The following is a 25,417-nucleotide window of genomic DNA, read 5'->3' on the forward strand; positions in this document are numbered from 1 at the left end:
CCGGCGGTTGCCAAGGCCGGAAGCCGCAGTACCCATCCAACGAGGATTTCGTCATGGCTTTAACTGTAAACACCAACATTGCGTCGATCACCACTCAGGGCAACCTGACCAAGGCTAGCAACGCTCAGACTACTTCGATGCAGCGTCTGTCCTCGGGTCTGCGTATCAACAGCGCTAAAGACGACGCTGCAGGCCTGCAGATCGCCAACCGTCTGACCAGCCAGATCAATGGCCTGGGCCAGGCTGTCAAGAACGCCAACGACGGTATCTCGATCGCCCAGACCGCTGAAGGTGCAATGCAGGCTTCGACCGACATCCTGCAGAAAATGCGTACCCTGGCCCTGTCCTCGGCCACTGGCTCCCTGAGCGCCGACGACCGTAAGTCGAACAACGACGAATACCAGGCTCTGACCGCTGAGCTGAACCGTATCTCGGAAACCACCACCTTCGGTGGCCAGAAGCTGCTGGACGGCTCCTACGGCACCAAGGCCATCCAGGTCGGCGCCAACGCCAACGAAACCATCAACCTGGCGCTGGACAACGTTTCGGCCAAGAGCATCGGCTCGCAGCAGATCAAGTCGGGCACTATCGCGCCGAGCGCTAGCGGCGTGGCAGCAGCAGATCTGGTTGTAACCGGCAACGGCCAATCCAAGACTGTCAGCTATGATGAAGGCGCTTCGGCCAAAGATATTGCTGCCAAACTCAATGGCGCAATCGGTGGCCTGACAGCCTCTGCCAGCACCGAAGTGAAAATGACCGTTGCAAGTGGTGCCGCAGCCACCCCTGCCAACTTCGAGCTGACCGTTGGTGGCAGCACCGTAAGCTTCATTGGTGTTACTGACACTGCGAGCCTGGCTGATCAATTGAAGTCCAACGCCGCCAAGCTGGGTATCAGCGTCAACTACGATGAATCGACCAAGAGCTTGTCGGTGAAGTCGGACACTGGTGAGAACCTGAAATTCACCTCCAAGGCTGGCGCTGATGCCATTTCTGTCGGTGCGCGGGATGGTAATGGTGATTTCCCGAACTCTCTGACCACGCTTTCCGCTACTGCTGATGACACATCGGTTGTAACTGGCCAGATTTCCCTGGACTCTGCCAAAGGTTACTCGGTAGCCGATGGTACAGTCGGTACTGGTGCTACCGACCTGTTCGGTTCAGCTTCCAAGTCTTCGGCCAAGACCACCATCGCCGACACCGATGTGACCGACGCCGTCAACGCCCAGAACGCCCTGGCCGTTATCGACAAGGCCATCGGTTCGATCGACAGCGTCCGTTCGGGCCTGGGTGCTACCCAGAACCGTCTGCAAACCACCGTCGACAACCTGCAGAACATCCAGAAGAACTCCACCGCTGCCCGCTCCACCGTGCAGGACGTGGACTTCGCTTCGGAAACTGCCGAGCTGACCAAGCAGCAGACTCTGCAGCAGGCTTCGACTGCGATCCTGTCGCAGGCTAACCAGCTGCCATCTTCGGTCCTGAAACTGCTCCAGTAATTCAGGCGCCTGAGTAAAGGGTGAAAGGGCGCGTTTACGTGCCCTTTCACCCTTTTTGACATGAGGAGTTCGAAACATGGACATGAGTGTCAAGCTGAGCCAGGTGTATCCGTCTGTGTTACCCCAGGCGCCAGTCGCTGACCGGGACCCGGTAGTGCCTGCCAAGGTGCAGGAGGCTGCTGCCCCCGATAGCCAGCCGCACTCGCGCGAAGACCTGGAGAAGGCGGTTGGCGAGATTCGTGATTTCGTCCAGTCGAGCCAGCGTCAGCTGGACTTTTCCATTGATGATTCCACGGGGCAGGTTGTGGTCAAGGTGATCGCCACCCAATCAGGTGAAGTGATTCGCCAGCTCCCGTCGGAAACGGCGCTGAAGCTTGCACAAAGCCTCAGTGAGGCCAGTAGCCTGCTGTTCGATGATCAGGCATAGGCTGGCATGATTTTTGTTGCTGCTGGCCCATTGATGGATTTATCCGCCAAGGATCCGGCAGCTACTGAACAAGGAGAGCAATGATGGCAGGTACAACAGTCAGCGGTATTGGCTCGGGCATTGATACCCAGGCGATCGTCGATTCCCTGGTGGCCGCGCAGAAGGCGCCCAAACAGGCGCAGATCAATACCCAAACGCTGAAGGCAACCACCACGTTGTCCTCTATCGGCAAGATTCAGTCGGCGCTGGATGCCTTCCGTGGCGCCTTGACCAACATGACCGACACCAACAGTTTCGGTGGCCTTAGCCTGAAGTCTTCGGATGAGAAGGTGGCGACCGTCACCATGGGTACCGGGGCTGCCAACGGTTCGTTCAAGTTGATTGTCGACAAGCTGGCGACTGCGTCGAAGGTGTCAACGAAGGTCTACGCAAATGGCGCGGGCTCTGTAGTCAACGCCACTGGCAGTCCGACCACGTTGACCATGACCCAGAATGGCAAGGCCTACGATCTGAGTGTTCCTGCTGGCGCAACGCTGCAGCAGGTGCGCGATAGCATCAACAGTCAGTTCAGTACGGCAGGCCTGAGCGCCAACGTACTGACCGACGCCACGGGTTCGCGTCTGATCATCACCTCGACCAAGATGGGTGACGGCTCCGACATCACCCTTTCGGGCAATTCGGGCATTGATACTGGCTATACCGTGGTCGACGAGCCGGCGGACGCCGAGTACACGCTTGACGGTATTGCCATGAAGTCCAAGACCAACGACATCACCGATGCCGTGAGTGGTCTGAACATCAAGTTGCTGGGTACTTCACCGAAAAACGCTACCAGTGGCGAGGTTACAGCCACTGTTCTCTCGCTGACTACCAGCTCCACTACTTTGAAGTCGGGCCTCAAGGGTTTCATCGATACCTACAACGCCCTGCTCAAAGTCATGAATGCCGAAACCAAGGTCACCAAAAACGCTGATGGCACAATGACGTCGGCGGCGCTGACCGGTGATGCCACGATGCGCACGTTGATGTCCTCCATTCGTGAAGAGCTCAATGCGGTGTCGGGCAACGGTACCTTGAAATCGCTCGCTGCCTTTGGCGTCACTTCTGCCCAGGATGGCGGTACGCTGAGCCTGGATGACAAGAAATGGGACAAGGTCGCCTCCACCAATGCGGCGGACCTGACCAGTATCTTCAATGGCAAGGATGGACTGTTGGCACGCCTGCAAAAGGTGACCGAACCGTTTGCCAAGGCCAGTACCGGTACTTTGGCCGAGCGCTCCAAGGTGCTGAGCGAAAGCCTGACCAAGCTCAAGAGCGAGCAAGATACCCTGGACACCCGCATGGAAGCCCTGCAGAAGAGCCTGCAGGACAAGTACAACAACATGGATACCCTGGTCACCCAGCTGCGCCAGCAGCAGAGTTCCGTGCTGAGTACGCTCAACGCGCTGAACAAGTCGAGCAGTGACGATTAAACCGTGAACATTGCATGAAGTGCGGGCATGATGCCCGGCTTCATGTCATCGGCCGGTAAAGTTTTTCACCGTCTGCCCGATACAAGGAATATCTCTCCCTTAAGCCTGCCCGTCACGAGGTCGCAAGATGAATCCCATGAGAGCCCTTCGTCAGTACCAGAAGGTCAATTCCCATGCCCAGATTTCCGAAGCCACGCCGCACCGCCTGGTGCAGATGCTGATGGAAGGCGGCCTTGATCGCATGGCCCAGGCCAAGGGTGCCTTGGCGCGTGGCGACATCGCGGAAAAGGGCCTGATGCTCGGCAAGGCGATCGACATCATCATCGGCCTGCGCGATGGCTTGCAGCCTGAAAAGAGCGAAAACCCGGAATACGTCGAAAAACTAGACGCCCTTTATGTCTACATGACCAACCGCCTGATGCAGGCCAATGTCGATAACGATGCCGGCATTATCGACGAAGTTGCTCAGTTGCTGATTACCGTTAAAAGCGGTTGGGACGGCATTGCCGACGCCCAGCCTGCCAGCTGACGGCAAGGAGATTACCGTGACCGCACTGCAACGCCTCGATGACACCTGCGATGCCTTGGTTGGTGCCTTGGGTGAGCGTGACTGGGATGCCATTGCCAAGTTGGATGTGGCCTGCCGCGCGTGCATCGACGAGGTGCTGGAAACCCATGCGATGGACCAGGCGTTGCTGCGCGAGAAGCTGGAAGGGGTGCTGCTGGTCTACCGCAACCTGATCGAAGTGACAACCGGTGAGCGCCAGGCAATTGCCGAAGAGATGATGCAGATCAACCAAGCGAAAAATGCTTCGAAGGTTTACCATCTGTTCAGTTAAGATGCACACAACTTGACAAAAGGCGCCATAAATTTGACTGTGCGGGCCTTTTTGACTTTACTAGTGGCTGTTCTCGAATTTCAGACGTCCGAACACTGACCATTCAGTCGGAATGATGTCGAGCATGCCCCTGCAGGGCGCCGATATGACTAGGGAAGTTGCTATTGCATGTGGCGTGAAACCAAGATTCTGCTGATCGATGACGACAGCGCGCGCCGCCGCGACCTTGCGGTGGTGCTGAATTTTCTCGGCGAAGAGAACCTCGCTTGCTCGAGCCAGGATTGGCAGCAAGTGGTCGAGCCGTTGTCCTCGAGTCGTGAAGTGCTGTGCGTACTTGTCGGCGCTGTAGACGCTCCGGGTAATCTCCTGGGGCTCATTAAGACACTGGCTGGGTGGGATGAGTTCCTTCCAGTGATGCTTTTAGGTGAAATTTCTTCTGCGGAGTTCCCGGAAGACCTTCGCCGTCGTGTGCTGTCCAACCTGGAAATGCCGGCAAGCTACAGCCAGTTGCTGGACTCGCTGCACCGTGCCCAGGTCTATCGCGAGATGTACGACCAGGCGCGCGAGCGCGGCCGCCAGCGTGAGCCCAACCTGTTCCGCAGCCTGGTCGGCACCAGCCGTGCCATCCAGCACGTGCGGCAGATGATGCAGCAAGTGGCCGATACCGACGCCAGCGTGCTGATCCTGGGTGAGTCGGGCACCGGCAAGGAAGTGGTGGCGCGCAACCTGCATTACCACTCCAAGCGCCGTGAAGCGCCGTTCGTGCCGGTCAACTGTGGCGCGATCCCGGCCGAGCTGCTGGAAAGCGAACTGTTCGGGCACGAGAAGGGCGCCTTTACCGGGGCGATCACCAGCCGTGCCGGGCGTTTCGAGCTGGCCAATGGCGGTACCCTGTTCCTCGACGAAATCGGCGACATGCCATTGCCGATGCAGGTCAAGCTGCTGCGCGTGCTGCAGGAGCGTACCTTCGAGCGTGTGGGTAGCAATAAAACCCAGAGCATTGACGTGCGCATCATTGCTGCAACGCACAAAAACCTCGAGACCATGATCGAGGACGGCACCTTCCGTGAAGACCTGTACTACCGCCTGAACGTGTTCCCCATCGAGATGGCGCCGCTGCGTGAGCGGGTGGAAGACATCCCGTTGCTGATGAATGAACTGATTTCACGCATGGAGCACGAGAAGCGCGGTTCCATCCGCTTCAACTCCGCCTCGATCATGTCGCTGTGCCGCCACGGCTGGCCGGGGAACGTGCGTGAGCTGGCCAACCTGGTAGAGCGCATGGCGATCATGCACCCGTACGGGGTGATTGGCGTGTCCGAGCTGCCGAAAAAATTCCGCTACGTCGATGACGAAGACGAGCAGATGGTCGACAGCCTGCGCAGCGATCTGGAAGAGCGCGTGGCCATCAACGGTCACACGCCAAACTTCAGCAACCCTGCGATGCTGCCACCTGAAGGCCTGGACTTGAAGGACTACCTCGGTAGCCTGGAACAAGGCCTGATCCAGCAGGCGCTGGACGATGCCAGCGGTGTCGTTGCACGCGCGGCTGAACGTTTGCGTATTCGCCGTACCACTCTGGTCGAGAAGATGCGCAAGTACGGCATGAGCCGACAGGGCGGCGAGGACCAGGCGGAGGATTGACGCCGAGGTCTGGGTGTTCGCCTCGGCCTTTCTGGTGTCTGTGAGATCGAGCGCCGCCCGCGCGGCGCATCGCGAGCTGCGCTCGCTCCTACGTTTGTTTCGGGCCAGTAACGCCTGTGACAGGCGTGCGCGACCGCCGGGTTAATACGACGCGATATCGTGCCGTACACCAAAACCTACGCGCGCAAATCCCCCAGGAATAATTGGCCCGAAACAAACGTAGGAGCGAGCGCAGCTCGCGATGCGCCGCGCGGGCGGCGCTCGATTTGCGCCCCCTATAAATCTCCAGTCATGCATTGCGATTGCCACCCTAAAGCAGGCATGCGTTTTGCTTTGCCTAGCATAAAGGGCCCGGGGCCAGTTTTTTGTCGCCGCCCCCTCCGACCAATGCGGACCAACAGTACAATGAAAGCAGTCATTCTGGCCGGTGGGCTGGGCACACGCATCAGCGAAGAATCTCACCTGCGCCCCAAGCCGATGATCGAGATAGGCGGCAAGCCGATCATCTGGCACATCATGAAGATCTACTCGCACTACGGCATCAACGACTTCGTCATTTGCCTTGGCTACAAGGGCTACGTGATCAAGGAGTACTTCGCCAACTATTTCCTGCACATGTCGGACGTGACCTTCGATATGGCGGAAAACCGTATGGATATCCACAATCGCCACGCGGAGCCGTGGCGGGTGACGTTGGTGGACACCGGGGAAAACACCGCCACAGGTGGTCGTCTAAAGCGTGTTCGCGATTATGTCGGCAATGAAACCTTCTGCCTGACTTACGGCGATGGTGTGTCCGACGTCGATATCCCGCGCCTGGTCGATTTCCACCGCCAGCACGGCAAGATGGCCACGGTTACCGCCGTCCAACCGCCGGGCCGTTATGGCGCCCTGGATGTGCAGGGCGAGCAGGTGCGCGGCTTTCAGGAAAAGCCGGCGGGCGACGGTGGCTGGATCAACGGTGGCTTCTTCGTGCTTGAACCGGCTGCGCTCGAGTACATCGAAGGCGATGCTACCACCTGGGAAGACGAGCCCATGCGTCGCCTGGCCGAAGACGGCCAGCTCATGAGCCACCTGCACCGTGGCTTCTGGCAACCGATGGATACCCTGCGTGATCGCACGTTGCTCGAAACACACTGGAAGAACGGCGAAGCAGCATGGCAGCTATGGCGTTGAGCCCGGCATTCTGGGCAGGGCGCCGCGTCCTGCTGACCGGGCATACCGGTTTCAAGGGCGGCTGGCTGGCCGTGTGGCTGCGTCAGCTTGGCGCCGAGCTGCGCGGTTTCGCCTTGCCTGCCGCTACCACGCCATCGCTGTGGCAGGTCGCGCAACTGCAACAGCAGATTCCAGGTGATTTCGCCGATATCCGTGATGCCTCGGCCCTGGCCCGTGCCCTGCAGGATTTCCAACCCGAACTGGTGCTGCACCTGGCGGCTCAGCCACTGGTGCGCGAATCCTACCGGGCGCCGGCCGACACCTACGCCACCAACGTCATGGGTACGCTGAACCTGCTGGAGGCCGTGCGTGCCACGCCTTCGGTACGTGCGGTGCTGGTGGTGACCACTGACAAGTGCTACGACAACCGCGAGTGGCCCTGGCCCTACCGCGAGCAGGATGCCCTGGGCGGCTTCGATCCCTATAGCAGCAGCAAGGCCTGTGTCGAACTGCTGTGCGCAAGCTACCGTGACGCTTTCCTGCGTTCCGCCGGCGTGGCCCTGGCCACTGCACGTGCTGGCAACGTGCTGGGTGGCGGGGACTGGTCTGCCGAGCGCTTGCTCCCGGATATCTTTCGCGCCTGGCAAGACGGTGAAGAAGTGGTCTTGCGCTATCCCCATGCCACGCGCCCCTGGCAGCACGTGCTCGACCCGCTGATGGGCTACCTGCAGCTGGCGCAGGGCTTGCTCACAGACGCCGAGCGGTACGCTACAGCCTGGAACTTCGGCCCCGACAGCGCAGGGCTGGCCACCGTCGGTGAAATCGTCCGGCGTCTTGCCCAGCGCTGGCCAGGCGAGGCGCGCTGGTCGGTTGCCGCCGATGCCCAGCCGCACGAAGCCGGTTTGCTGGCACTGGATTCCAGCAAGGCACGGCAAGTGCTTGGCTGGTCGCCGCGCTGGTCGCTGGATGACACCCTGAACCACACCCTGGACTGGCACCTGGCCTGGCGCGCAGGGCGTGACATGAACATCGTTACCCGCGAGCAGATCGCGGCTCACCAAGGCGGAACCCATGAGTGACAGTACGGCGCAGCAGTTGCGCCAACAGATTGCCGAACTGGTCGGGCGCTATGCCGAGCTGCAGATGGCACCCAAACCTTTCGTGGCGGGGCAGAGCAACGTGCCGCCTTCCGGCAAGGTGATTGGCGCCGGCGAGCTGCAGTCCATGACCGAAGCCGTGCTGGATGGCTGGTTGACCACCGGCCGCTTCAACGAGGCGTTCGAGAAGCGCCTGGCCAAGTACCTGGGGCGTCGCTGCGTACTCACCACCAACTCCGGCTCGTCGGCCAACCTGCTGGCGTTTTCCGCGCTGACCTCGCCGCGTCTCGGCGACCGTGCGATCAAGCCAGGTGACGAGGTGATCGGGGTTGCCGCCGGTTTCCCCACCACCGTCAACCCGATCCTGCAGTTTGGTGCGGTACCGGTGTTCGTCGATGTCGAGATGGGCACCTACAATATCGACCCCGCGCTGATCGAAGCGGCCATCGGCCCGAAGACCAAGGCCATCATGCTGGCCCATACGCTGGGCAACCCCTTCGACCTCAGCGTTGTGCGCGCCCTGTGCGACAAGTACGGCCTGTGGCTGATCGAAGACTGCTGCGATGCGCTGGGTTCCACCTACCAGGGCCGCATGGTTGGCGGCTTCGGCGATATCGGCACCCTCAGCTTCTACCCGGCGCACCACATCACCATGGGCGAGGGCGGTGCGGTGTTCACCGACTCGCCGTTGCTCAAGCGCATCATCGAGTCGTACCGCGACTGGGGCCGCGATTGCTACTGCGCACCGGGCGAGGACAACACTTGCAGCAAGCGCTTCTGCTGGCAAATGGGTGACCTGCCGCAAGGCTACGACCACAAGTACACCTACTCGCACCTGGGCTACAACCTGAAGATCACCGACATGCAGGCCGCCTGCGCGCTGGCGCAGATGGACCGGGTTGATGATTTCGTTGCCGCGCGCAAGCGCAACTTCGCCTGGCTCAGCGACCGGCTGGCCGGTTGTGCGGACAAACTGATCCTGCCGCAGGCCACCCGCGAAAGCGACCCTTCCTGGTTCGGCTATCCGATCACCCTGCGCGATGGCTGCGGCATCAATCGCGTCGAGCTGGTGCGCTACCTGGATGAACAGGGCGTGGGCACGCGCTTGCTGTTTGCCGGCAACCTGACGCGCCAGCCCTACATGCAAGGGCTGAATTACCGTGTTTCCGGCGAGCTGTCGGTGACTGACAAGATCATGAACGACACGTTCTGGATCGGCCTCTGGCCGGGCTTGAGCGACGACCATCTGGAACATGCGGCCAGTCACATCGAAGCCTGGCTCAACCGAGGATCCCACTGATGAGCACAGCCCCTACCGCCAACGCGGGAACGTTGTTCGACAAACCGCTGTTCATTCTGGAAATGGCGAACAACCACATGGGCGATGTGGCGCATGGCGTGGCGCTGATTCGCGCCTTTGCCGAGGTGTGCAAGGCATTCCCGTTCCGCTTCGCTTTCAAGCTGCAATACCGTGATCTGGATACCTTCATTCATCCGGCCATGCGCGGCCGTGACGATGTCAAGTACATCAAGCGCTTCAGCGAGACGCGCCTGTCCCGTGAGCAGTTCGATAGCCTGGTGGCGGAAATCCGTGCCAACGGTTTCCTCTGCCTGTCCACGCCGTTCGATGAGGCATCGGTGGAGGTGATCGAGCAGCAGCAGCTGGATGCGATCAAGATCGCCAGTTGCTCGATGAGCGACTGGCCATTGCTGGAGCGTGTGGTGCAGACTCAGCATCCGCTGATCGTTTCCACTGCCGGTTCGACCCTGGAAGAGCTCGATCGCCTGGTCAGCTTCCTTGCCCACCGGGAAAAGAATTTCGCCATTCTGCATTGTGTTGGCGAGTACCCGACCGCCGATGCCAACATGCATCTGTCGCAGGTGGATTTTCTGCGTCGGCGTTATCCGGGCGTGCGCGTGGGCTTTTCAACGCATGAGAACCCGGACAATACCGATATCGTCAAGATTGCACTGGCCAAGGGCGCGCGCATCTTCGAAAAGCACGTTGGTTTGCCCACCGAGCAGTTCCCTCTCAACGCCTATTCGGCAAGCCCTGAGCAGGTTCGACGCTGGCTGGAAGCCGCGCAGTATGCCTTGCTGCTCTGCGGTGAAGGCGAGCAGCGCTTGCCGGTAAACGAGAGTGAAGTCGCCAGCCTGCGCTCCCTGCGTCGTGGTGTATTTGCGCGCAGGGCCATTGCCGCAGGCGAGGTAGTACAGGCTGACGATGTGTATTTCGCTTTCCCGCCGCAGGACGGGCAGATCACTGCCAACGACTGGTCGAAATACGCCACCTTTACTGCCCAGGCGGACATTCCCGAGCATGCAGCGCTGAGCACACAGAACAGCACGCGGCGCGATGTGCGTGACAAGGTCTGGGAGATCGTCCAGCGCGTTCGCGCCCAGCTGAGCAGCAGCCACGTGGTGGTGCCGGGCCGGGTCGATCTGGAAATATCCCACCACTATGGTCTGGACCATTTCGACGAGATCGGTTTGACCATGCTCACCGTGGTCAACCGGGGTTACTGCAAGAAACTGCTGATGCTCCTGCCGGGTCAGCAGCACCCGGAGCAATATCACCAGCGCAAGGAAGAAACCTTCCACGTCCTGCATGGCGAGCTGACGCTGCAGCTGGACGGTGTGAATCGTGCCTGCCGTCCGGGGGATGTGGTCACCGTCGAGCCGGGTGTTCGCCATGCCTTCCACAGTCAGGAAGGGGCAATCATCGAAGAGCTGTCTTCCACGCATTTCAGCAATGATTCGTTCTATACCGACGAAGCGATCAATGCCAATCGCGACCGTAAAACCCTCTTGAGCTATTGGATGGACTGACGTGCCAAGCCCTTATCGTGTTGCCGACTACATTGCTGACTTCATCGCCGATCTGGGCGTGGAGCATGTCTTCCTGTTGCCAGGCGGAGGTGCCATGCACCTCAACGACGCAGTCGGCAAGCACCCCGGCCTGGAGGTAGTGGCCTGCCACCATGAGCAGGCTGCCGCGATTGCTGCCGAAGCCTACTGCCGCATCAACGAGAATATCGGTGTGGCCATGGTCACAACCGGGCCGGGTGCGACCAATGCCGTGACTGCCGTCGCTGGCGCCTGGATCGAGTCGGTGCCGTTGCTGGTTATCTCCGGCCAGGTCAAGCGTGCCGACCTGTTGCGTGGTGCGCCACTGCGGCAGAAGGGCGTGCAGGAAGTGGATATCGTCAGCGTGGTCGAGCCGATCACCAAGTACGCGGTAACCATCCAGCAGCCAGAAGACATTCGCCGAGCGTTGGAGCGGGCTGTCTTTGTGGCACGAGATGGCCGTGCCGGCCCGGTATGGATTGATGTACCGCTGGACGTGCAGGGCGCGCCGATTGATCCCGACAACCTGGTGGGTTGGGACGAGGCCGCTGCACCTGTTGCAGCGCTGGAGGCGCAAACGCTGACGCAGATCCGCAGCTTGCTTGAGGGGGCCCAGAGACCGCTGATCCTCGCCGGCCATGGCGTTCGCTTGAGCGGAGCGGCAGCAGCTTTTCGTGATCTGATCGAATCCATGGGCGTGCCGCTGGTGACGACCTGGAATGCAATGGACCTGCTGCCTCATGAGCACCCGTTGTATGTGGGGCGGCCAGGTGTGGTTGCACTGCGTGCGCCGAACTTCGCGGTACAGAATGCCGACCTGCTGATCACCCTCGGCTGTCGTCTGGACAACATCATCACTGCCTATGCTCCACGCGACTTTGCCCGCAATGCACGCAAGGTCGTCGTGGATGTGGATGCCAACGAGATCGCCAAGCTCGACATGGATATCGATGTCGCCGTTACCAGCGACGCCGCCAGCTTTGTCGACACACTGGCTGCCTCTCTGAAAGGCGCTTCGTTCAGCCGTCCACAATGGTTGGAGCGTTGCCGCGACTGGAAGTCACGCTATGGCGTCAACGACGGCAAGCCCTTCGCCGCCAGCGGGCCGATCAGCCACTTCCAGTTTGCTGACTCGCTTTCCAATGCAGTGCCGGAAAATACCTTGGTCAGCACCGGCAGCTCCGGGCTGGCGGTCGAAGTGTTTTACACCGTATTCCGCAATCGTCCAGGCCAGCGTGTGTTCCTGACCTCGGGTCTGGGTGCGATGGGTTACGGCCTGCCAGCTGCGATTGGTGCTTGCTTCGCCAACGGCTGCAAGCCGATGGTGGCGGTGGAGAGCGATGGCAGCCTGCAATTGAATATCCAGGAGCTGGCCACGCTACGCGGTTTCAACCTGCCGATCTGCCTGGTGGTGATGAACAACGGCGGTTATGCCTCGATCCGCAATACCCAGCGCAACTACTTCGAAAGCCGCTATGTGGGCACAGGCCCTGAAGCTGGCTTGTGGATGCCGGACCTGGAAGAACTGGCGCGTGCCTACCATTTGCCGTTCAAGCGTATCAGCGATGCCGCCGAATTGGATCAGGGCCTGGCCGAGGCTATGCAAATGCCGCGGCCGATGATTCTGGAAGTCCTGTTGATGAAAGATGAGGCATTGAGCCCGAAAGTCGCCGCGATTCCGCAGGCCGATGGTTCGATGACCTCCATGCCGCTTGAGGATATGTCGCCCTTGCTGCCGCTGGCAGTACTGGAGGAAGAAATGGCTGGCAACATCGCCCCGGTATCGCGCCAGGTTCGGCAGCAGGTCAAGTGATGAAGCGCCACGTCCTGTTCGACTTCGACGGCACCTTGGTTGACTCCGCGCCGGCCATTCTGGCCTGCTTTGCCCGTGTGCTGAAGGCACACGGCCTGCACGCCATGTGCCCTATAGACGCCAGCCTGATCGGGCCGCCTTTGCGCCAAACGCTGGCGACACTCAGCGGTAGTAGCGACGCAGCATTGCTGGATGCCCTGAGCGCTTCGTTCAAGGACATCTACGACGCCGAAGCCTGCCTGGAAACGGCCGCTTATGAAGGGTGCCAGGCGGCCTTGGAACAGCTGCGCGCGCAGGGCTTCAATCTGTCGATCGCGACCAATAAACGGCTGCTCCCAACCCAGCGCATCATTGCGGCATTGGGTTGGCAAGGGCTGTTCAGCGAAGTGTATGCCAGTGACTCCTACCCTGGTCGCTATTCAGACAAGAGCGGCATGATCGCTGCCTTGCTGGAAGACGGCGGCATTGCAGCGCAATCGGCCATCTACATTGGCGATACTGTAGCGGATGGTCGCGCAGCGGCTGCCAATGGTGTCGAGTTCTGGCCAGTCGTTTGGGGCTATGGCCAGTTTGCCAGCGATGAGCAGCCGTTGCCTTCGCCGCAACAACTGTTGGAACGCCTGGTACGCGCATGATGACAACCACTACAGCCAGTGCATGCCCCTGCTGCGGATCCATCGAGATGCTGTTGCCCAGCCCGGAGTACACACCTTGCCGGCTGTGTGGCCATCGTTGGCGGATGCCGTTGGACCAGGCGGGCTACTATGAGACGTTGGTTGCACGTAACGATCTGAACACACCCTGGTTCAAGCGCAAGATGCGTGAACGCGTCGCTGCGCTATCTGACCTGCTGAAGACGGGTAAGGAGCGCGTGCTCGAAGTCGGCTGTGCGGAGGGTGAGCTTGGGCGCGAGATCAAGGCGCGCTTTGCCGTCAGCTATGAGGGTGTGGAGTTGTCGCAAGACAGGGTGCTGGCCGAGCAGAAGCTTGACCGCGTCTTCCATACGCCGACCAGTCAGATCGAGGCAGCGCCGTACCAGTTGATCGTGTCCTTTCATGTGCTGGAGCACATCGCCCGACCCGAGCAGGAGCTTGCGGCCTGGTCGAGTCTTCTTGGTGCGGACGGGCGTGTGCTGATCGAGGTACCGAACCAGGCCGGGCATCCACTGCTGGCCAGTGATCGCAATCTTGAGCACTTGCACCAGTTCACCCCGGCTTCGCTGACCCTGCTACTTGCACGTTGCGGGTTTAGCTGTGATGGGGTGTCCGTGGGGCATTACGAATCACCGGTCTACTCGGACTCGATCCGCATCGTCGCCCGCCTGCAACTTGGGGCAGAGCGCCGCGAGCAGCTGCTGCTGCAGCGTTTTCGTGAAAGAACCGGTGGCCCGTTCCTGGTGTACGGAATTGGCGGCGACTACCTCAATTACCTGGCACCGTTGGCCGAGTCGCTGGATATCCACGCCTTGCTGGACTCATCCGAAGCGAAATGGGGGCAACGCCTGGGTAAACACGTGGTGTGTGCTTACGACCCGCAAGCGCATGCGGAATTACCCATCGTCATCTGCTCCATCCGCTTCGCAGCAGAAATCCGTCAGCACCTGCTCAACCTCGGGATTGCAGCGCAGCGTATCATCGGTCTGGACAGCATTTATGAAGACGCCTGATTCCATTCTTGCGGGGGATTTGAGCGGTATGCTCGCCGCCCCGTTGCCTTGGGAGGCCCTGTACGGTCGTCACATCCTGGTCACTGGGGCCTCGGGTTTTATCGGTGGGCACGTAGTCGAGGCCCTGGCCTGGCTCAATCGCCTTCAGCCCCAGGCGAACCTGCAGGTGTATGCCTTGGCTCGGGACCTGGAAAAACTGCGTCAACGCATGCCCTGGCTGGATATGCCTGGTGAAGTGACGCCCCTGATCCAGGATGTCACCCAGCCCTGTGGCCTTGCTGCACCACTGGATTTCATCATCCATGCCGCCAGCCCTGCCAGCCCCAAGGACTATCTGCAGCGGCCGGTCGATACGATTCGCGCCAATACCGATGGCACCCGGGCACTGCTTGAGCTGGCCCGGGACAAGCAGGCACGTGTTCTGTTTCTCAGCAGCGGTGCGGTGTACGGCGATAATCCCTGGCAAACCGATGCAATCGCGGAAGGTGATTTTGGCCGTGAAGACCCGTTGGCTCCTCGGGCCTGCTATGGCGAGAGCAAGCGCCTGGCCGAAACCCTGTGCCGGGCCTACCACACCCAGTACGGCGTGGATGCCAGGATTGCGAGGATTTCCCATTGCTATGGGCCGGGTATGCGTCTGGACGATGGCCGGGCGATTTCCGATCTGCTTGCCGATGTACTTCACAACCGGGATATCCAGCTGGATTCCGATGGAAGCGCCTCGCGTCCGTTCTGCTATGTCTCCGATACCGTGCTCGGGCTGTTCCACATCCTGTTCCGGGGCCAAGCGGGCCATGCCTACAACGTCGGTGAAACGCAGGAAACCAGTATCCTGGAATTGGCCGAAAAGTTGATTGCCTCAGCCGGTAAGGCTGGGCAGCTCAAAGTCAGGCCGAAGGCGCGCAGTGGTCCGGCGCCCGCCGTGCGAAGCGCCGGGCATTTCAATATCGACAAGATCCGCGCTTTGGGGTGGGTGCCACTCACATCTCTGGATGTGGGTCTAACCAGACTCTTGCAGGCCAATACATGAACGCTCCCGATTCGCGTCCGACTCTGATTGGTTACCTTCCCCCGCCTGAGGGGATTAAAAAGACAGGGGCCAATTACCAGTATCATTCCCAATTTATCAACATTGGGGATATTGTTTACGCCCATGCCGGCGCGCTGTTGACTTCGGGGCGCAATTTTGAGGCCTGGAACTTTCGGATGACCGCAGAAGAGGTCAATGAACGATTCTCCAAGGTGATATTTTTCATCCCTTGCAGGATTGCGCCGCCTCCGTATGACCAGGATGGTTATCCTTACGCCTACGTTACGGACTTTATCGAAAAACTGAAGATTCCTTTTTTCAGCCTTGGCGAATCCATTCAAGCCAGGGAGTACGATTATCAGCCTGGGTTCCACAAGCAGCTTTCGCCTGCGGTGGTCCGCTATCTGAATGTGATCGCTGATAGGTCGCCGGTGGTGGGGACGCGCGGTTATTATTCAGCGGATGTGCTGAATAGCCTCGGGATCAAGAATGCCGTTCCCTTAGGCTGCCCATCCCTCTACTTGAATGGCCCTGCGCTGCGCACGTCCTTGCTGGAGGTGCCGAGCAACCCTGAAAAGGTTGCGGTGTGCTACTCGAATTATCAGGGCAATCGGCATAGCCGGATCGACGACTTTCTTCGCCTTGCGAGTGAGCAGAATTATTACTATGTCGAGCAGGTCTTTGGCCTGCTTACGCAGGCACTCTATTACCCCGGGAAGGTCAGCGGGGCCGATATCCATGCGGCGCGGCGGTTCTATAAAGACTTGGCGCCTGTGCTTGCCTTGTTGAAACAAAAGCGCGTTCGCTACTTTACAAACTACAGCCTGTGGAAGGAATTCCTCGGGTCGATGGATTTTGTGTTCGGGGCCAGAATGCACGGTTTGACGCCGGCGATCCATGCCGGAAAACCTGCCGTTTTCATTGCGCACGATTCAAGGGTGCGGGAAATGTGCGAGTTCTTTTCACTGCCGTTTGTGGCGGAACATGAACTGCCCGCATCAATGGATATCAACTTCTTCTTGTCACGCTGTGACTACACCGCAACGCTTTCGCAGTATCAGGACACGTATGCGCGATTCGTTCAGACGCTGCGCGCGCTTGGGCTGGACGGCAATATCGATGCAGCGGGTTCGATTATTGACTGCTGGGAGCCCGCGCCTGACGTGCAGGTGGCCGGCGAGGAGCGAATCCCCCGTTACTCACCCGAAGAAATGTTTAACCTGGAGCAGCAACTTGCCATTTGCGCCGGGATTCCGGACGAGGCCTTTGTGAGGCTTGCCCAGATCCGTGATATTTCTCAAAGTTGGTACCGTTCTCGCCTCAATACACAGGCGGGCTAAGACCGCTTTTTTGGCCAGTTATTGTTGCGTCTTCTGTTTTGGCAAGGCCGTTCGTAAAGTTCAGGGTAGGCGATATGAGAGCGTGTGAAATTTGTGGCGCAAGCCATCCGGAGCAATTGCACCGTCAGCATTTTCTGTTCCCGGGGCTTCCCCAGGCAGTCCATTACGATGTGGTGGCCTGTCGGAACTGCGGTTTTGCCTACGCCAGCGACATTCCGGATCAGTCGGCGCTCGATCAGTTCTATCAGAACGTCGAGCATCACCTGCATACTGACCTGCCGCCCGGATTGGCGCGGATTCATGGGGATTTTTTCCACTTCGTCGAGCAGTATGCAGACTTGGCAAGCGACGCTCGCATCCTCGATATCGGTTCGGGCATGGGGCATTTCCTTGCACATTTCCAGCAGGCCGGCTTCCAGCGGCTACTCGGTATGGAACCTAGCCCGGCTGCTGCCAAGCTGGCGCGCGAAATCTACGGGGTGGAGATCAGAAGCGCGACCGTGGATGCTTTCGTCACTGAAGAGCGCTTCCAGTTGATCAGTCTTTGCGGCGTGCTGGAGCATATTGCCGACCTGCGCAACAGCCTGGCGAAGATTGCGGCGCTGCTGGCGGATGACGGCTATCTGTTCATCGCTGTTCCCGATGCCGAAGCCTTCGGCAAGACGCCGCCGGCTGAGCCCTTCCTCGAGTTTGCACTGGAACACATCAACTTCTTCAGTGCTGCCAGCCTCGACAACCTGCTGGCGGCTAACGGCTTCGAGAAAGTGACGGTGATCTCCCAGCACAACGATTTCTACGACAACCATTACCTGCTGGCCATGTACCGCAAGACCAGCCCGGCCGCGAAGCGTTTCACGGTTGATGCTGTGGCGGCTGCCAGCCTGCTCAGTTATGTCGAGCTTTCACGGCAGGTATTGCGCCCGGTGGAAGCGCTGGCCCAGCAACTGGAGGCCAGTGCTGAGCCGGTGCTGATCTGGGGTGCTGGCGCGCTTACCAGCCGGTTGCTCTGCGATACCCGGCTGGGCAAGGCCAATATCTGCGGCATCGTCGACCGGAACAGGAACCTGCAGGGCAAATCCCTGCTCGGTTTGACCATTACCGGCCCCGATGAGCTGGCGCAGCACCAGGGGGCCACGGTCTTCATTGCCAGTACCACTTACGCTGCAGAGATCCGCGACACACTGACCCAGCAACATCACTGGCGCGGCAGAATCCTCAGCCTCGCAACCGGAGCCCGGTAATGCCGATGAACACGCTCAACCACATCCGTACGGCCTATGAGGCCGGGGGCTCTGCCAAGCAGGATTACATCGAAGCCATTCACGCGCGGCACACCAGCCTGTTCGAGTACCCTGAGTTTATCGCCGGTACCGATGTGGAGTCTTTGCGCATTCTGCCAGAGGGCATCTTCGTGCGTTCCCGCTCGCAGCAGATCGAGTTGTTTGTGGACCCCCAGGACCAGCATCTGGTGCCCTGCACCCTGATGAACTTCCGTGCCTATGAAACACAGGAAACCGAGTTCCTCAAAGCCATAACCCAGGAAAACGCGGTGATTCTGGACATCGGCGCCAATTGCGGCTGGTATGCCCTGGCGCTGGCTCGGCATTGCCCGTCGGCGCGGATTTACGCCTTCGAACCGATCCCCCATACCCATGAGATTCTCGAGCGCAACATCCGCCACAACGGCTTGTTCAACATAGAGGCGCACCGGCTGGCCTTTTCCAACCAGCAGGCGACGCTGGAGTTTCTTTACACGCCCAACTGCTCCGGCGCCACTTCCCAGGTACTGGCCGGGCAACCCGGCCGCCAGGAAAGTCTTCAGAAGGTATGCTGCCCGGCCACGACGCTGGATAGCTTTTGCGCCCAGCATGAGCTGGCGCCCCAGCTCATCAAGTGCGATGTGGAAGGGGCGGAGTTGATGGTGATCCAGGGCGGCGAGGCGATGCTCGCCCAACACAAGCCTGTGATTCTGATCGAACTGTTGAGGAAGTGGGCCAGGAAGTTTGACTACCACCCCAATGAGGTCGTGGAACGGCTTGGTCGTCTTGGCTATCAGGCCTATACCCTGAGCAACGAGGGACTACGTCCATGCCCGGGCATTGACGAGCAAACCCAGGAAACCAATTTCGTCTTTCTACACGGGCAGAAGCACCGTGATATTCCTGACCTGGTGCGCGCCTTACCATGAAACCCGCCATTCCGCCGCTGACTGTTGCCCTGCTGACTTACAATCGGGTGCACTACTTGGAGCAGTCCATTGCTGCCGTGCTCGGGCAGAGCTATGAGCATTTTGAACTGCTGGTTCTCGACAATAACAGCAGTGACGGGACTGCGCAGTTCATCCTCGGCTTGCAGGACCCGCGAATCCGTTATGTCAGGAACGCCAGCAATGTTTCCACCGTGGAGTTCAACTGCCTTTCGGCTTATCACCTTGCCTTGGGGCATCGGGTGATTGTGACCCACGACGATGACATCATGGAGCGCGATATGCTGGAGCGGCAGATGCGTTTCATGGACTGCCACCCTGAGGTGCGGATGGTATGGACGCGCGTCAGCGACATCGATCAGGATGGCCATGCGCTGGTCGACGGCAGCGCCATGCTCGGCTCGGAGCGGGTTTTCGCGCCCGGGGAATACGTCAGCAGTTTCCTCAAGGAGCGGCTGTGGCCGATGCCCAGCGGCGTGATGCTGGAGCGGGCCGTACTGCCCAAGTCCTATGCGGTACACCGCTACCTCGGCGACGCTCCTCGCAAGCAGACAAAGGACGCGGCGGGCATCGAGGACGTGCTGTTACCGGCGCGCATCAACCGCCGGCATGCCATAGGCTACCTTGACCAACCATTGCTGCGCCGTCGCGTGCATACCAAGCAGTTCTCCCATGTGGCAAGCCTGTCGCTGCCAGGCGTCGCCCTCTATCAAGGGCTCAAACGCATCGCCAAGGGTGTGCCCGGTATGCAGGCAGAGGCTCTGCATTTCGATGCCTGCACAGCGCGCTTCGAAATTCAGGAGGCGATTACCACCCAGCCGGGCAGGGCAATCAGCAAGGGCGTTCTGAGCAAAACCGGCAAAGCTGCCGCGAACCTGCAGCGCAATATGCAGCAAGCACCCGACGCCTTTCTGGCGGGCTTGCCTGTGGTTCTGCTTGCCCAGTTTCTATCGTTGACTGAACAAACAAGCCAGCTGGAGAAACTGTCGGTCTGCGGACATGCCGGCGCAACCCAGAAACTCCTGAGCTGGGCGCGCAGAGCTAGTGAGAGTCCATCGGCGAGCATTCTCGCCAGCCTGGAGGGGCGCCGAATCATCATCTTTGGCAGCGCCTTCATCGCTGCGCTGCTGATTCTTGAAGCCGAGAAGAGCAGCAGCCAGGTCGTTGCCTGCATCGATTCCAACCTCAACCGCCAGGGCAATCAAATGCTTGGCGTACCCATTCAGCCGCTGGCCTGGATAAGCGAACAGGTCGGGGCGGACGATGTCGTGATCATCAGTTCCGAGCGCGACCATGAACATTACATCGAAGCGATCATTCGCCAACATCTCAGGACGCAGGCGCGCATCGTGTCCTGGAAAGAACTGGCTGAATCCGCGTGATTCAGGGCATACCGGCTGCGTGCCGACAGGCGCCGCATTGCCTGCAGCAAGCGAGCAACAATTTAGGGGAGTGACAGCATGACGAATTGGGCTTTGATCGCGGGTGGTCGTTGTATCGGGCAACCTTGGCGGGTACGGGTTGCCGGCTATTGCCTGGGCGATCAGCAGGCATTCCTGCTGTCCGATGCTGATTGGCAAGCACTGAAGGGGCAATTGCCGCTGGAGCCCCTGGCGGTCTATGGCGTCAGCAACGGAATCTGGTTCGAACGGGCTACCAGTGCCGAAGATGAGGCCGATGCTGTCCTGCTGATTGCCCATCCGCGCCAGGCTCAGTTGCCGTTGCAGTTGCCAGCGCAGGCGCAACGGTATCTGCTCCTGCGTAATGCCGAGCAGTCGGAGGCGCTGCAAGAAGACGCGTCTTTCAGTAAAGTGTTGGTCCAGGCATGGTCAGGGCGTACGGCTCATTCGCGGACCTACATCGGCAGTTTGAGGCTTGCTGATGGCGATGGGCTCGAATTGCAAGCGTGGCCAATTACGCGGGAAGCGCAAGACCGTGATCACTCCCGCAATTACCACTGCTCGGCAGACTACTGGCTTTATCAGGTAACCTGCGCCATCGCCGATGATGCGGCCGCCGTACGCCACGTCGAGCCGCTGCTGAGCGTAGTCATCCCCACCTACAACTACGGGCGTTATCTGGCCCAGTGTGTTCAGTCGGTGCTCGATCAGGGTGTGGACAATATCGAGATCCTGGTCCTGGACAACGCTTCCTCGGACGATACCGCTGAGGTAATGGCGGCATTCGCGAGCAACCCGAAAGTGCGTTACATCCGTAACCGATACAATTACGGCCCGGGTTACAACTGGCGAAATGGCTTGCGTATCGCACAGGGGCGTTATTTCACGTTCCTTTCCGCCGATGACTATTTCAACCCGGGGCACCTGACGCGTTTGCTGCCCACGCTGGAAAACAATCCCAACGTTGCAGTGGGCTATACCGGCATTCGCTGGGTCGATGGTGCCGGGCAGCCCTTGAACCGGTCTCGCCATCCGGGATACCGCAATGGCGATTACGTAGGCGACCGCAATGAAGTCGCTGATCTGTTGATCCACGACCTTTACATGACGCCCTCGGCGGTAATCTACCGGCGTGAAGCGTTTTGCAGTGTCTGGAAGCCGGGGAACACCTACGGTGCTGGTGACTGGGAAATGGTCGTGCAGATGGCGGAGCGTTACCCCGATTTCGCCTACGTCGACATGCCGGGTGTCAGCTATCGCTGGCATGGTGCGCAGTATTCGAGCGGGTTTTATGCCTCCAGCGAGCCATTGATGGGGCACGTGGCCATTGTCGAAGGCGTATTCGAGCGCAATGCGCAGCATCACCTTCACGGGCGTGAGCGCGAGGTGGCGGGGCACCTCAAGCGGCGTCTGGATCTGTATCCTGACGAGCAGGGTTCCGAGCTGGGGGCCCGGGCGCGCCGGCTTTGCGAGCGCCTGGAAGAACAGGCGCGGCAGCAAGAGGAGACGTTGTTCTCTGTTATCCTGACCACCTACAACCGCCCGCAATTGCTCAAGGATGCGCTGGACAGCATTGCTCATCAGTCCTTCAAGGACCTTGACGTCATCCTGGTCAATGACAACGGTGACCCGGTCGAGTCGCTGCTGGCTGAGTACGATTTCCCTGTCACGTACATCCGCCAAGGCCGTAATCGCGGCCCTGCCGCAGCCCGTAATACCGCGTTGCACGTGGCCCGGGGTCGGTACGTCGTGTATCTGGACGACGACGACCTCTACCTGCCTGACCATCTTGAAACATTGGCCAAAGCGCTGGATGCCCACCCCGACAGTGTGGTGTACACGGATGCAGTCTTCATTCAGGAAACCATTGCGGCAGGCAAGCGGACCGAGGTGTCGCGTGAACAACGCTATCCACACGAGGCCTACTCGCGAGAGCGTTTGCTTGTAAACAACTACATCCCGATCAACACCTTTGCCTGCCCGCGCGCGCTTGCCCTCGCCGTGGGGGACTTCGACGAGTCGCTGGCAGGGCTGGAGGATTGGGATTTCCTCATGCGCCTGAGTGCGCGAAGCGCTTTCCATCATGTGCGCAGCAAGACGGTGGAAGTCCGTATGCGCCGGGACGACAATGCACCTGCACGACGCTCCGAGCAGGCACTGAAAGATTACCCAGCGCTTTATCGCGAGCTGTATGCGCGCCATGGCGACGTTGGCAGTGAAGAAGTACAGCGTGGGCGCCAGCAAATGCTGGAGCATCTGGGTGGCAAGCCCAAGGCGTTGACACTGCAAACCTGGCTGGCCGAACGCGTTCCGGATGCCATGCAAAGCCGCCTGATCCAACAGCGTCTGCTCGCGAACCAGGGCGGCCCTGTGATCGGCATTATCGTAGTGGACGCTGATGGGCGCGCAGATTCATTAAAGGCCTCTCTGCAAAGCCTGAATAGTGATCACTGCCTTTATCACTCGTTGAAAATTGTGGCGCTGACGCCGGGCGAGGCACCCGCGACTTCGGCGCAGGACAAGCTGCATTTCATGCGTTTGACCGATGCCAGTCTGGGCGATCAGCTGAACCAGGCAGTTCAGGCGGGTGAGTTCGACTGGTTCATGTTGGTAGAGGCGGGGAGTGAGATCACTGCGAGCGGCTTGCTGATTGCCGCGCTTGATCTGTTGGCGGCGCCAGGCTGTCGTGCCGTATATGGCGATGAAGGGTTGCGTTTCGATGGGGCGGAAATGGGCGCCGCGCTGCGCCCTGATCTCAACCTTGATCTGCTGCTCAGTTTGCCGGCAAGCCTGTCACGCCATTGGCTGTTCAACCGTCAGGTGTGGCTGGAGATGGGGGGCTTCCGCCAGGAGGCCGGCCAGGCATTCGAGCTGGATTACATTCTGCGCCTTATCGAGTCTGCCGGTTTCGAGGGGTTGGGGCATATCAGCGAGCCGTTGTTGGTCTGTGATGCCCCGTCGCTGCGCGACTGCCCGGACGAGCGTGGTGTCATTCAGCGCCATCTGCAGACCCGCGGCTTTGCCCACGCCCGCGTCGGGTCTCGTCTGCCCGGTCGTTATGATCTCGACTATGGCGCCCCCGGTGACGCACCGGTCAGCATCCTGATTCTGCTCCAGGGCAACAGCACCGAGCGGGTGCAGCGTTGCATGGAAACCATTCTGGAGAAGACAACCTATCGAAACTACGAGGTGCTGCTGCTGGCGCGTGATAATGCCAGCCCGGCAGTAAACAGCTGGCTCGACAACGTTGCCCGGCTTGGCACCGATGCCATTCGTTGCATGCGATTCCCGGCAGGCATGGCGCCTGTGCAAATGCGCAACCAGGCTGCCGGGCAGGCCCGTGGTGATTTCTTGCTGTGGCTGGACGAAGGCGCAGCGGTGCTCGATAACGATTGGTTGCAGCAGATGCTCAACCACGGCATGCGCCAGGAAGTCGGCGTAGTGGGGGCCAAACTGGTGGCGGGGGACGCCACCATCAGCCATGCCGGTTACGTGCTTGGCCTGAATGGCCCTGTTGGCGAAGCCTTTGCTGGTCAGCCGATGGACGCGTCCGGCTATCTGCAGCGCCTGCAAATCGATCAGAACTATGTCGCAGTCAGCGGCAAGTGCTTGCTGGTGAGCAAAAGCCTGTTCCTGGAGGCAGGCGGTTTCGACGAGGCGCCCGAGTTGCAGCGCTGGACGGATGTTGATCTGTGCCTGCGCCTGCACCGTGGCGGCTACCTGAACGTGTGGACGCCGCGTGTGCAGTTGCTGCTCAGTGAGGATGCTGTAACGCCGGCCACCGCCGCAGAAGAAGATGCGTTGTATGACCGCTGGCTGCCTGTATTGGCACGCGACCCGCTCCACAACCCGAATTTCTCGCTGTCTTCCAACAATGGCCTCGGCCTGGCGCCCTCCGGTCTGAGCTGGCGACCGTTGTCGTCCTGGAAACCGCTGCCGACTGTCCTTGCCCATGCGGCGGACAGAGGGGGGTGTGGCAACTACCGGGTCATTCAGCCGCTGGATACGCTCAACCGCGAGGGGCTGGCCGAGGGGGTGGTGGCGTGGAATTATCTGGCGCCAGCGGAGCTTGAGCGCTATCAGCCGGACAGCATCATCCTGCAGCGCCAGGTGGGCGACGAGCAGATTGAGCACATGCGCCGGATGCACGCATTTTCGCGGGCCTTCAAGGTCTTCGAGCTGGACGACTATCTGCCCAACCTGCCACTCAAGAGCGTGCACAGGGCGCACATGCCCAAGGACATTCTGCGCTCTCTGCGTCGCGGCCTGGCCTATGTGGACCGCTTTGTCGTCTCTACCCAGCCGCTGGCCGAGGCCTTCGCAGGCCTGCATGGCGATATCCGGGTGGTGCACAACACGCTGGATACGCGCTACTGGAAAGACCTCAAGGCCCTGCGCCGGCAGTCGCGCAAACCGCGTGTCGGCTGGGCAGGTGGGGCGAGCCATACGGGCGACCTGGAAGTGATCGCGGACGTGGTCAAGGAATTGGCCAATGAGGTGGAATGGGTGTTCTTCGGCATGTGCCCGGACAAGCTGCGGCCTTATGTTCATGAGTTCCACCCGAGTGTCTCGATTGAGCAATACCCCGCGACGCTGGCCAGGATGAACCTGGACCTGGCCCTGGCGCCCGTCGAACAGAACCTGTTCAACGAGTGCAAGAGCAACCTGCGCCTGCTGGAGTACGGCGCCTGTGGTTTCCCGGTAATCGCCAGCGACCTGCGTTGCTACCAGGGCTACAGCGATTTGCCGGTCACTCTGGTGAAAAACCGTTTCCGAGGCTGGGTAGATGCCATTCGCATGCACATCTCGGATCTGGATGCCACGGCCAAGGCCGGTGATGCGCTGCGCGATGCAGTGCTGGGCGGCTGGATGCTCGAAGGTGACAACCTGAGCAACTGGCGCAAGGCCTGGCTGCCGGACTGATACATCGCCGTAGGCTTGGGCCGGCCTCTTCGCGGGCTTGCCCGCTCCCACAGGTACAGTAC

General features: G+C 60.0%; 19 protein-coding genes. All 19 read left to right on the forward strand.

Annotated elements, in window-relative coordinates; genetic code table 11:
- Positions 1-53 precede the first annotated feature (53 nt).
- Positions 54-1,496, forward strand: coding sequence for a flagellin N-terminal helical domain-containing protein (locus ACK1VC_RS10245; RefSeq protein WP_016488454.1), 1,443 nt, complete (start codon positions 54-56; stop codon positions 1,494-1,496).
- 76 nt (positions 1,497-1,572) lie between these two features.
- A complete protein-coding gene (locus tag ACK1VC_RS10250) occupies positions 1,573-1,923 on the forward strand; it encodes a flagellar protein FlaG (RefSeq protein WP_016488453.1) in 351 nt (116 codons plus the stop codon).
- Positions 1,924-2,006: 83 nt separating this feature from the next.
- The gene (fliD, locus tag ACK1VC_RS10255) at positions 2,007-3,395 is read left to right on the forward strand and encodes a flagellar filament capping protein FliD (protein ID WP_023047017.1); all 1,389 of its coding nucleotides are present in this window, start codon (positions 2,007-2,009) and stop codon (positions 3,393-3,395) included.
- A 127-nt stretch (positions 3,396-3,522) separates the two neighbouring features.
- Positions 3,523-3,924 (forward strand): flagellar export chaperone FliS, encoded by a 402-nt coding sequence (fliS, locus tag ACK1VC_RS10260; RefSeq protein WP_016488451.1) that lies wholly within the window; start codon positions 3,523-3,525, stop codon positions 3,922-3,924.
- Between the two features lie 16 nt (positions 3,925-3,940).
- Positions 3,941-4,234 (forward strand): hypothetical protein, encoded by a 294-nt coding sequence (locus tag ACK1VC_RS10265; protein WP_024717756.1) that lies wholly within the window; start codon positions 3,941-3,943, stop codon positions 4,232-4,234.
- 168 nt (positions 4,235-4,402) lie between these two features.
- Positions 4,403-5,878 carry a transcriptional regulator FleQ gene (gene fleQ, locus ACK1VC_RS10270; RefSeq protein ID WP_016488449.1) on the forward strand — a complete coding sequence of 492 codons (1,476 nt, stop codon included), beginning with the start codon at positions 4,403-4,405 and terminating at the stop codon, positions 5,876-5,878.
- Positions 5,879-6,283: 405 nt separating this feature from the next.
- Entirely contained in the window at positions 6,284-7,054 is a 771-nt protein-coding gene (rfbF, locus tag ACK1VC_RS10275) for a glucose-1-phosphate cytidylyltransferase (RefSeq protein ID WP_145913874.1), read from the forward strand.
- Entirely contained in the window at positions 7,045-8,112 is a 1,068-nt protein-coding gene (gene rfbG, locus ACK1VC_RS10280; protein ID WP_191087901.1) for a CDP-glucose 4,6-dehydratase, read from the forward strand. Before rfbF ends, rfbG begins: the two co-directional genes overlap by 10 nt.
- Entirely contained in the window at positions 8,105-9,430 is a 1,326-nt protein-coding gene (rfbH, locus tag ACK1VC_RS10285) for a lipopolysaccharide biosynthesis protein RfbH (RefSeq protein ID WP_016488446.1), read from the forward strand. The genes rfbG and rfbH overlap by 8 nt, the downstream gene beginning before the upstream one ends.
- Positions 9,430-10,959 carry an N-acetylneuraminate synthase family protein gene (locus tag ACK1VC_RS10290; RefSeq protein ID WP_016488445.1) on the forward strand — a complete coding sequence of 510 codons (1,530 nt, stop codon included), beginning with the start codon at positions 9,430-9,432 and terminating at the stop codon, positions 10,957-10,959. Before rfbH ends, ACK1VC_RS10290 begins: the two co-directional genes overlap by 1 nt.
- Position 10,960: 1 nt before the next feature.
- Complete coding sequence (locus ACK1VC_RS10295; RefSeq protein ID WP_016488444.1) at positions 10,961-12,790, forward strand: thiamine pyrophosphate-binding protein; 1,830 nt, start codon at positions 10,961-10,963, stop codon at positions 12,788-12,790.
- Entirely contained in the window at positions 12,790-13,425 is a 636-nt protein-coding gene (locus ACK1VC_RS10300; protein ID WP_016488443.1) for an HAD family hydrolase, read from the forward strand. Before ACK1VC_RS10295 ends, ACK1VC_RS10300 begins: the two co-directional genes overlap by 1 nt.
- Positions 13,426-13,472: 47 nt before the next feature.
- Positions 13,473-14,456, forward strand: coding sequence for a class I SAM-dependent methyltransferase (locus ACK1VC_RS10305; protein WP_224372374.1), 984 nt, complete (start codon positions 13,473-13,475; stop codon positions 14,454-14,456).
- On the forward strand, positions 14,443-15,486 hold the full coding sequence (locus ACK1VC_RS10310; protein ID WP_060519398.1) for an NAD-dependent epimerase/dehydratase family protein: 1,044 nt from the start codon (positions 14,443-14,445) through the stop codon (positions 15,484-15,486). The genes ACK1VC_RS10305 and ACK1VC_RS10310 overlap by 14 nt, the downstream gene beginning before the upstream one ends.
- Positions 15,483-16,826 carry a polysaccharide pyruvyl transferase family protein gene (locus tag ACK1VC_RS10315; protein WP_023047010.1) on the forward strand — a complete coding sequence of 448 codons (1,344 nt, stop codon included), beginning with the start codon at positions 15,483-15,485 and terminating at the stop codon, positions 16,824-16,826. The genes ACK1VC_RS10310 and ACK1VC_RS10315 overlap by 4 nt, the downstream gene beginning before the upstream one ends.
- Positions 16,827-16,900: 74 nt before the next feature.
- The gene (locus tag ACK1VC_RS10320; protein ID WP_224372372.1) at positions 16,901-18,067 is read left to right on the forward strand and encodes a class I SAM-dependent methyltransferase; all 1,167 of its coding nucleotides are present in this window, start codon (positions 16,901-16,903) and stop codon (positions 18,065-18,067) included.
- A gap of 5 nt (positions 18,068-18,072) precedes the next feature.
- Positions 18,073-19,014 carry an FkbM family methyltransferase gene (locus ACK1VC_RS10325; protein ID WP_224372370.1) on the forward strand — a complete coding sequence of 314 codons (942 nt, stop codon included), beginning with the start codon at positions 18,073-18,075 and terminating at the stop codon, positions 19,012-19,014.
- Positions 19,011-20,414 carry a glycosyltransferase family 2 protein gene (locus ACK1VC_RS10330; RefSeq protein ID WP_023047007.1) on the forward strand — a complete coding sequence of 468 codons (1,404 nt, stop codon included), beginning with the start codon at positions 19,011-19,013 and terminating at the stop codon, positions 20,412-20,414. Before ACK1VC_RS10325 ends, ACK1VC_RS10330 begins: the two co-directional genes overlap by 4 nt.
- A gap of 78 nt (positions 20,415-20,492) precedes the next feature.
- Positions 20,493-25,355 (forward strand): glycosyltransferase, encoded by a 4,863-nt coding sequence (locus ACK1VC_RS10335; protein WP_224372368.1) that lies wholly within the window; start codon positions 20,493-20,495, stop codon positions 25,353-25,355.
- Positions 25,356-25,417: the final 62 nt, after the last annotated feature.

It is taken from the genome of Pseudomonas sp. XP2 (genome assembly GCF_053557975.1).

What these genes read in the sequence shown, in the direction of transcription:
- rfbF (WP_145913874.1), top strand. Translation starts at nt 6,284, where the DNA reads ATGAAAGCAGTCATTCTGGCCGGTGGGCTGGGCACACGCATCAGCGAA.
- rfbG (WP_191087901.1), top strand. Translation starts at nt 7,045, where the DNA reads ATGGCGTTGAGCCCGGCATTCTGGGCAGGGCGCCGCGTCCTGCTGACC.
- ACK1VC_RS10245 (WP_016488454.1), top strand. Translation starts at nt 54, where the DNA reads ATGGCTTTAACTGTAAACACCAACATTGCGTCGATCACCACTCAGGGC.
- ACK1VC_RS10320 (WP_224372372.1), top strand. Translation starts at nt 16,901, where the DNA reads ATGAGAGCGTGTGAAATTTGTGGCGCAAGCCATCCGGAGCAATTGCAC.
- ACK1VC_RS10250 (WP_016488453.1), top strand. Translation starts at nt 1,573, where the DNA reads ATGGACATGAGTGTCAAGCTGAGCCAGGTGTATCCGTCTGTGTTACCC.
- ACK1VC_RS10315 (WP_023047010.1), top strand. Translation starts at nt 15,483, where the DNA reads ATGAACGCTCCCGATTCGCGTCCGACTCTGATTGGTTACCTTCCCCCG.
- ACK1VC_RS10335 (WP_224372368.1), top strand. Translation starts at nt 20,493, where the DNA reads ATGACGAATTGGGCTTTGATCGCGGGTGGTCGTTGTATCGGGCAACCT.
- ACK1VC_RS10300 (WP_016488443.1), top strand. Translation starts at nt 12,790, where the DNA reads ATGAAGCGCCACGTCCTGTTCGACTTCGACGGCACCTTGGTTGACTCC.
- fliS (WP_016488451.1), top strand. Translation starts at nt 3,523, where the DNA reads ATGAATCCCATGAGAGCCCTTCGTCAGTACCAGAAGGTCAATTCCCAT.
- fliD (WP_023047017.1), top strand. Translation starts at nt 2,007, where the DNA reads ATGGCAGGTACAACAGTCAGCGGTATTGGCTCGGGCATTGATACCCAG.
- ACK1VC_RS10330 (WP_023047007.1), top strand. Translation starts at nt 19,011, where the DNA reads ATGAAACCCGCCATTCCGCCGCTGACTGTTGCCCTGCTGACTTACAAT.
- rfbH (WP_016488446.1), top strand. Translation starts at nt 8,105, where the DNA reads ATGAGTGACAGTACGGCGCAGCAGTTGCGCCAACAGATTGCCGAACTG.
- ACK1VC_RS10325 (WP_224372370.1), top strand. Translation starts at nt 18,073, where the DNA reads ATGAACACGCTCAACCACATCCGTACGGCCTATGAGGCCGGGGGCTCT.
- fleQ (WP_016488449.1), top strand. Translation starts at nt 4,403, where the DNA reads ATGTGGCGTGAAACCAAGATTCTGCTGATCGATGACGACAGCGCGCGC.
- ACK1VC_RS10305 (WP_224372374.1), top strand. Translation starts at nt 13,473, where the DNA reads ATGCTGTTGCCCAGCCCGGAGTACACACCTTGCCGGCTGTGTGGCCAT.
- ACK1VC_RS10290 (WP_016488445.1), top strand. Translation starts at nt 9,430, where the DNA reads ATGAGCACAGCCCCTACCGCCAACGCGGGAACGTTGTTCGACAAACCG.
- ACK1VC_RS10310 (WP_060519398.1), top strand. Translation starts at nt 14,443, where the DNA reads ATGAAGACGCCTGATTCCATTCTTGCGGGGGATTTGAGCGGTATGCTC.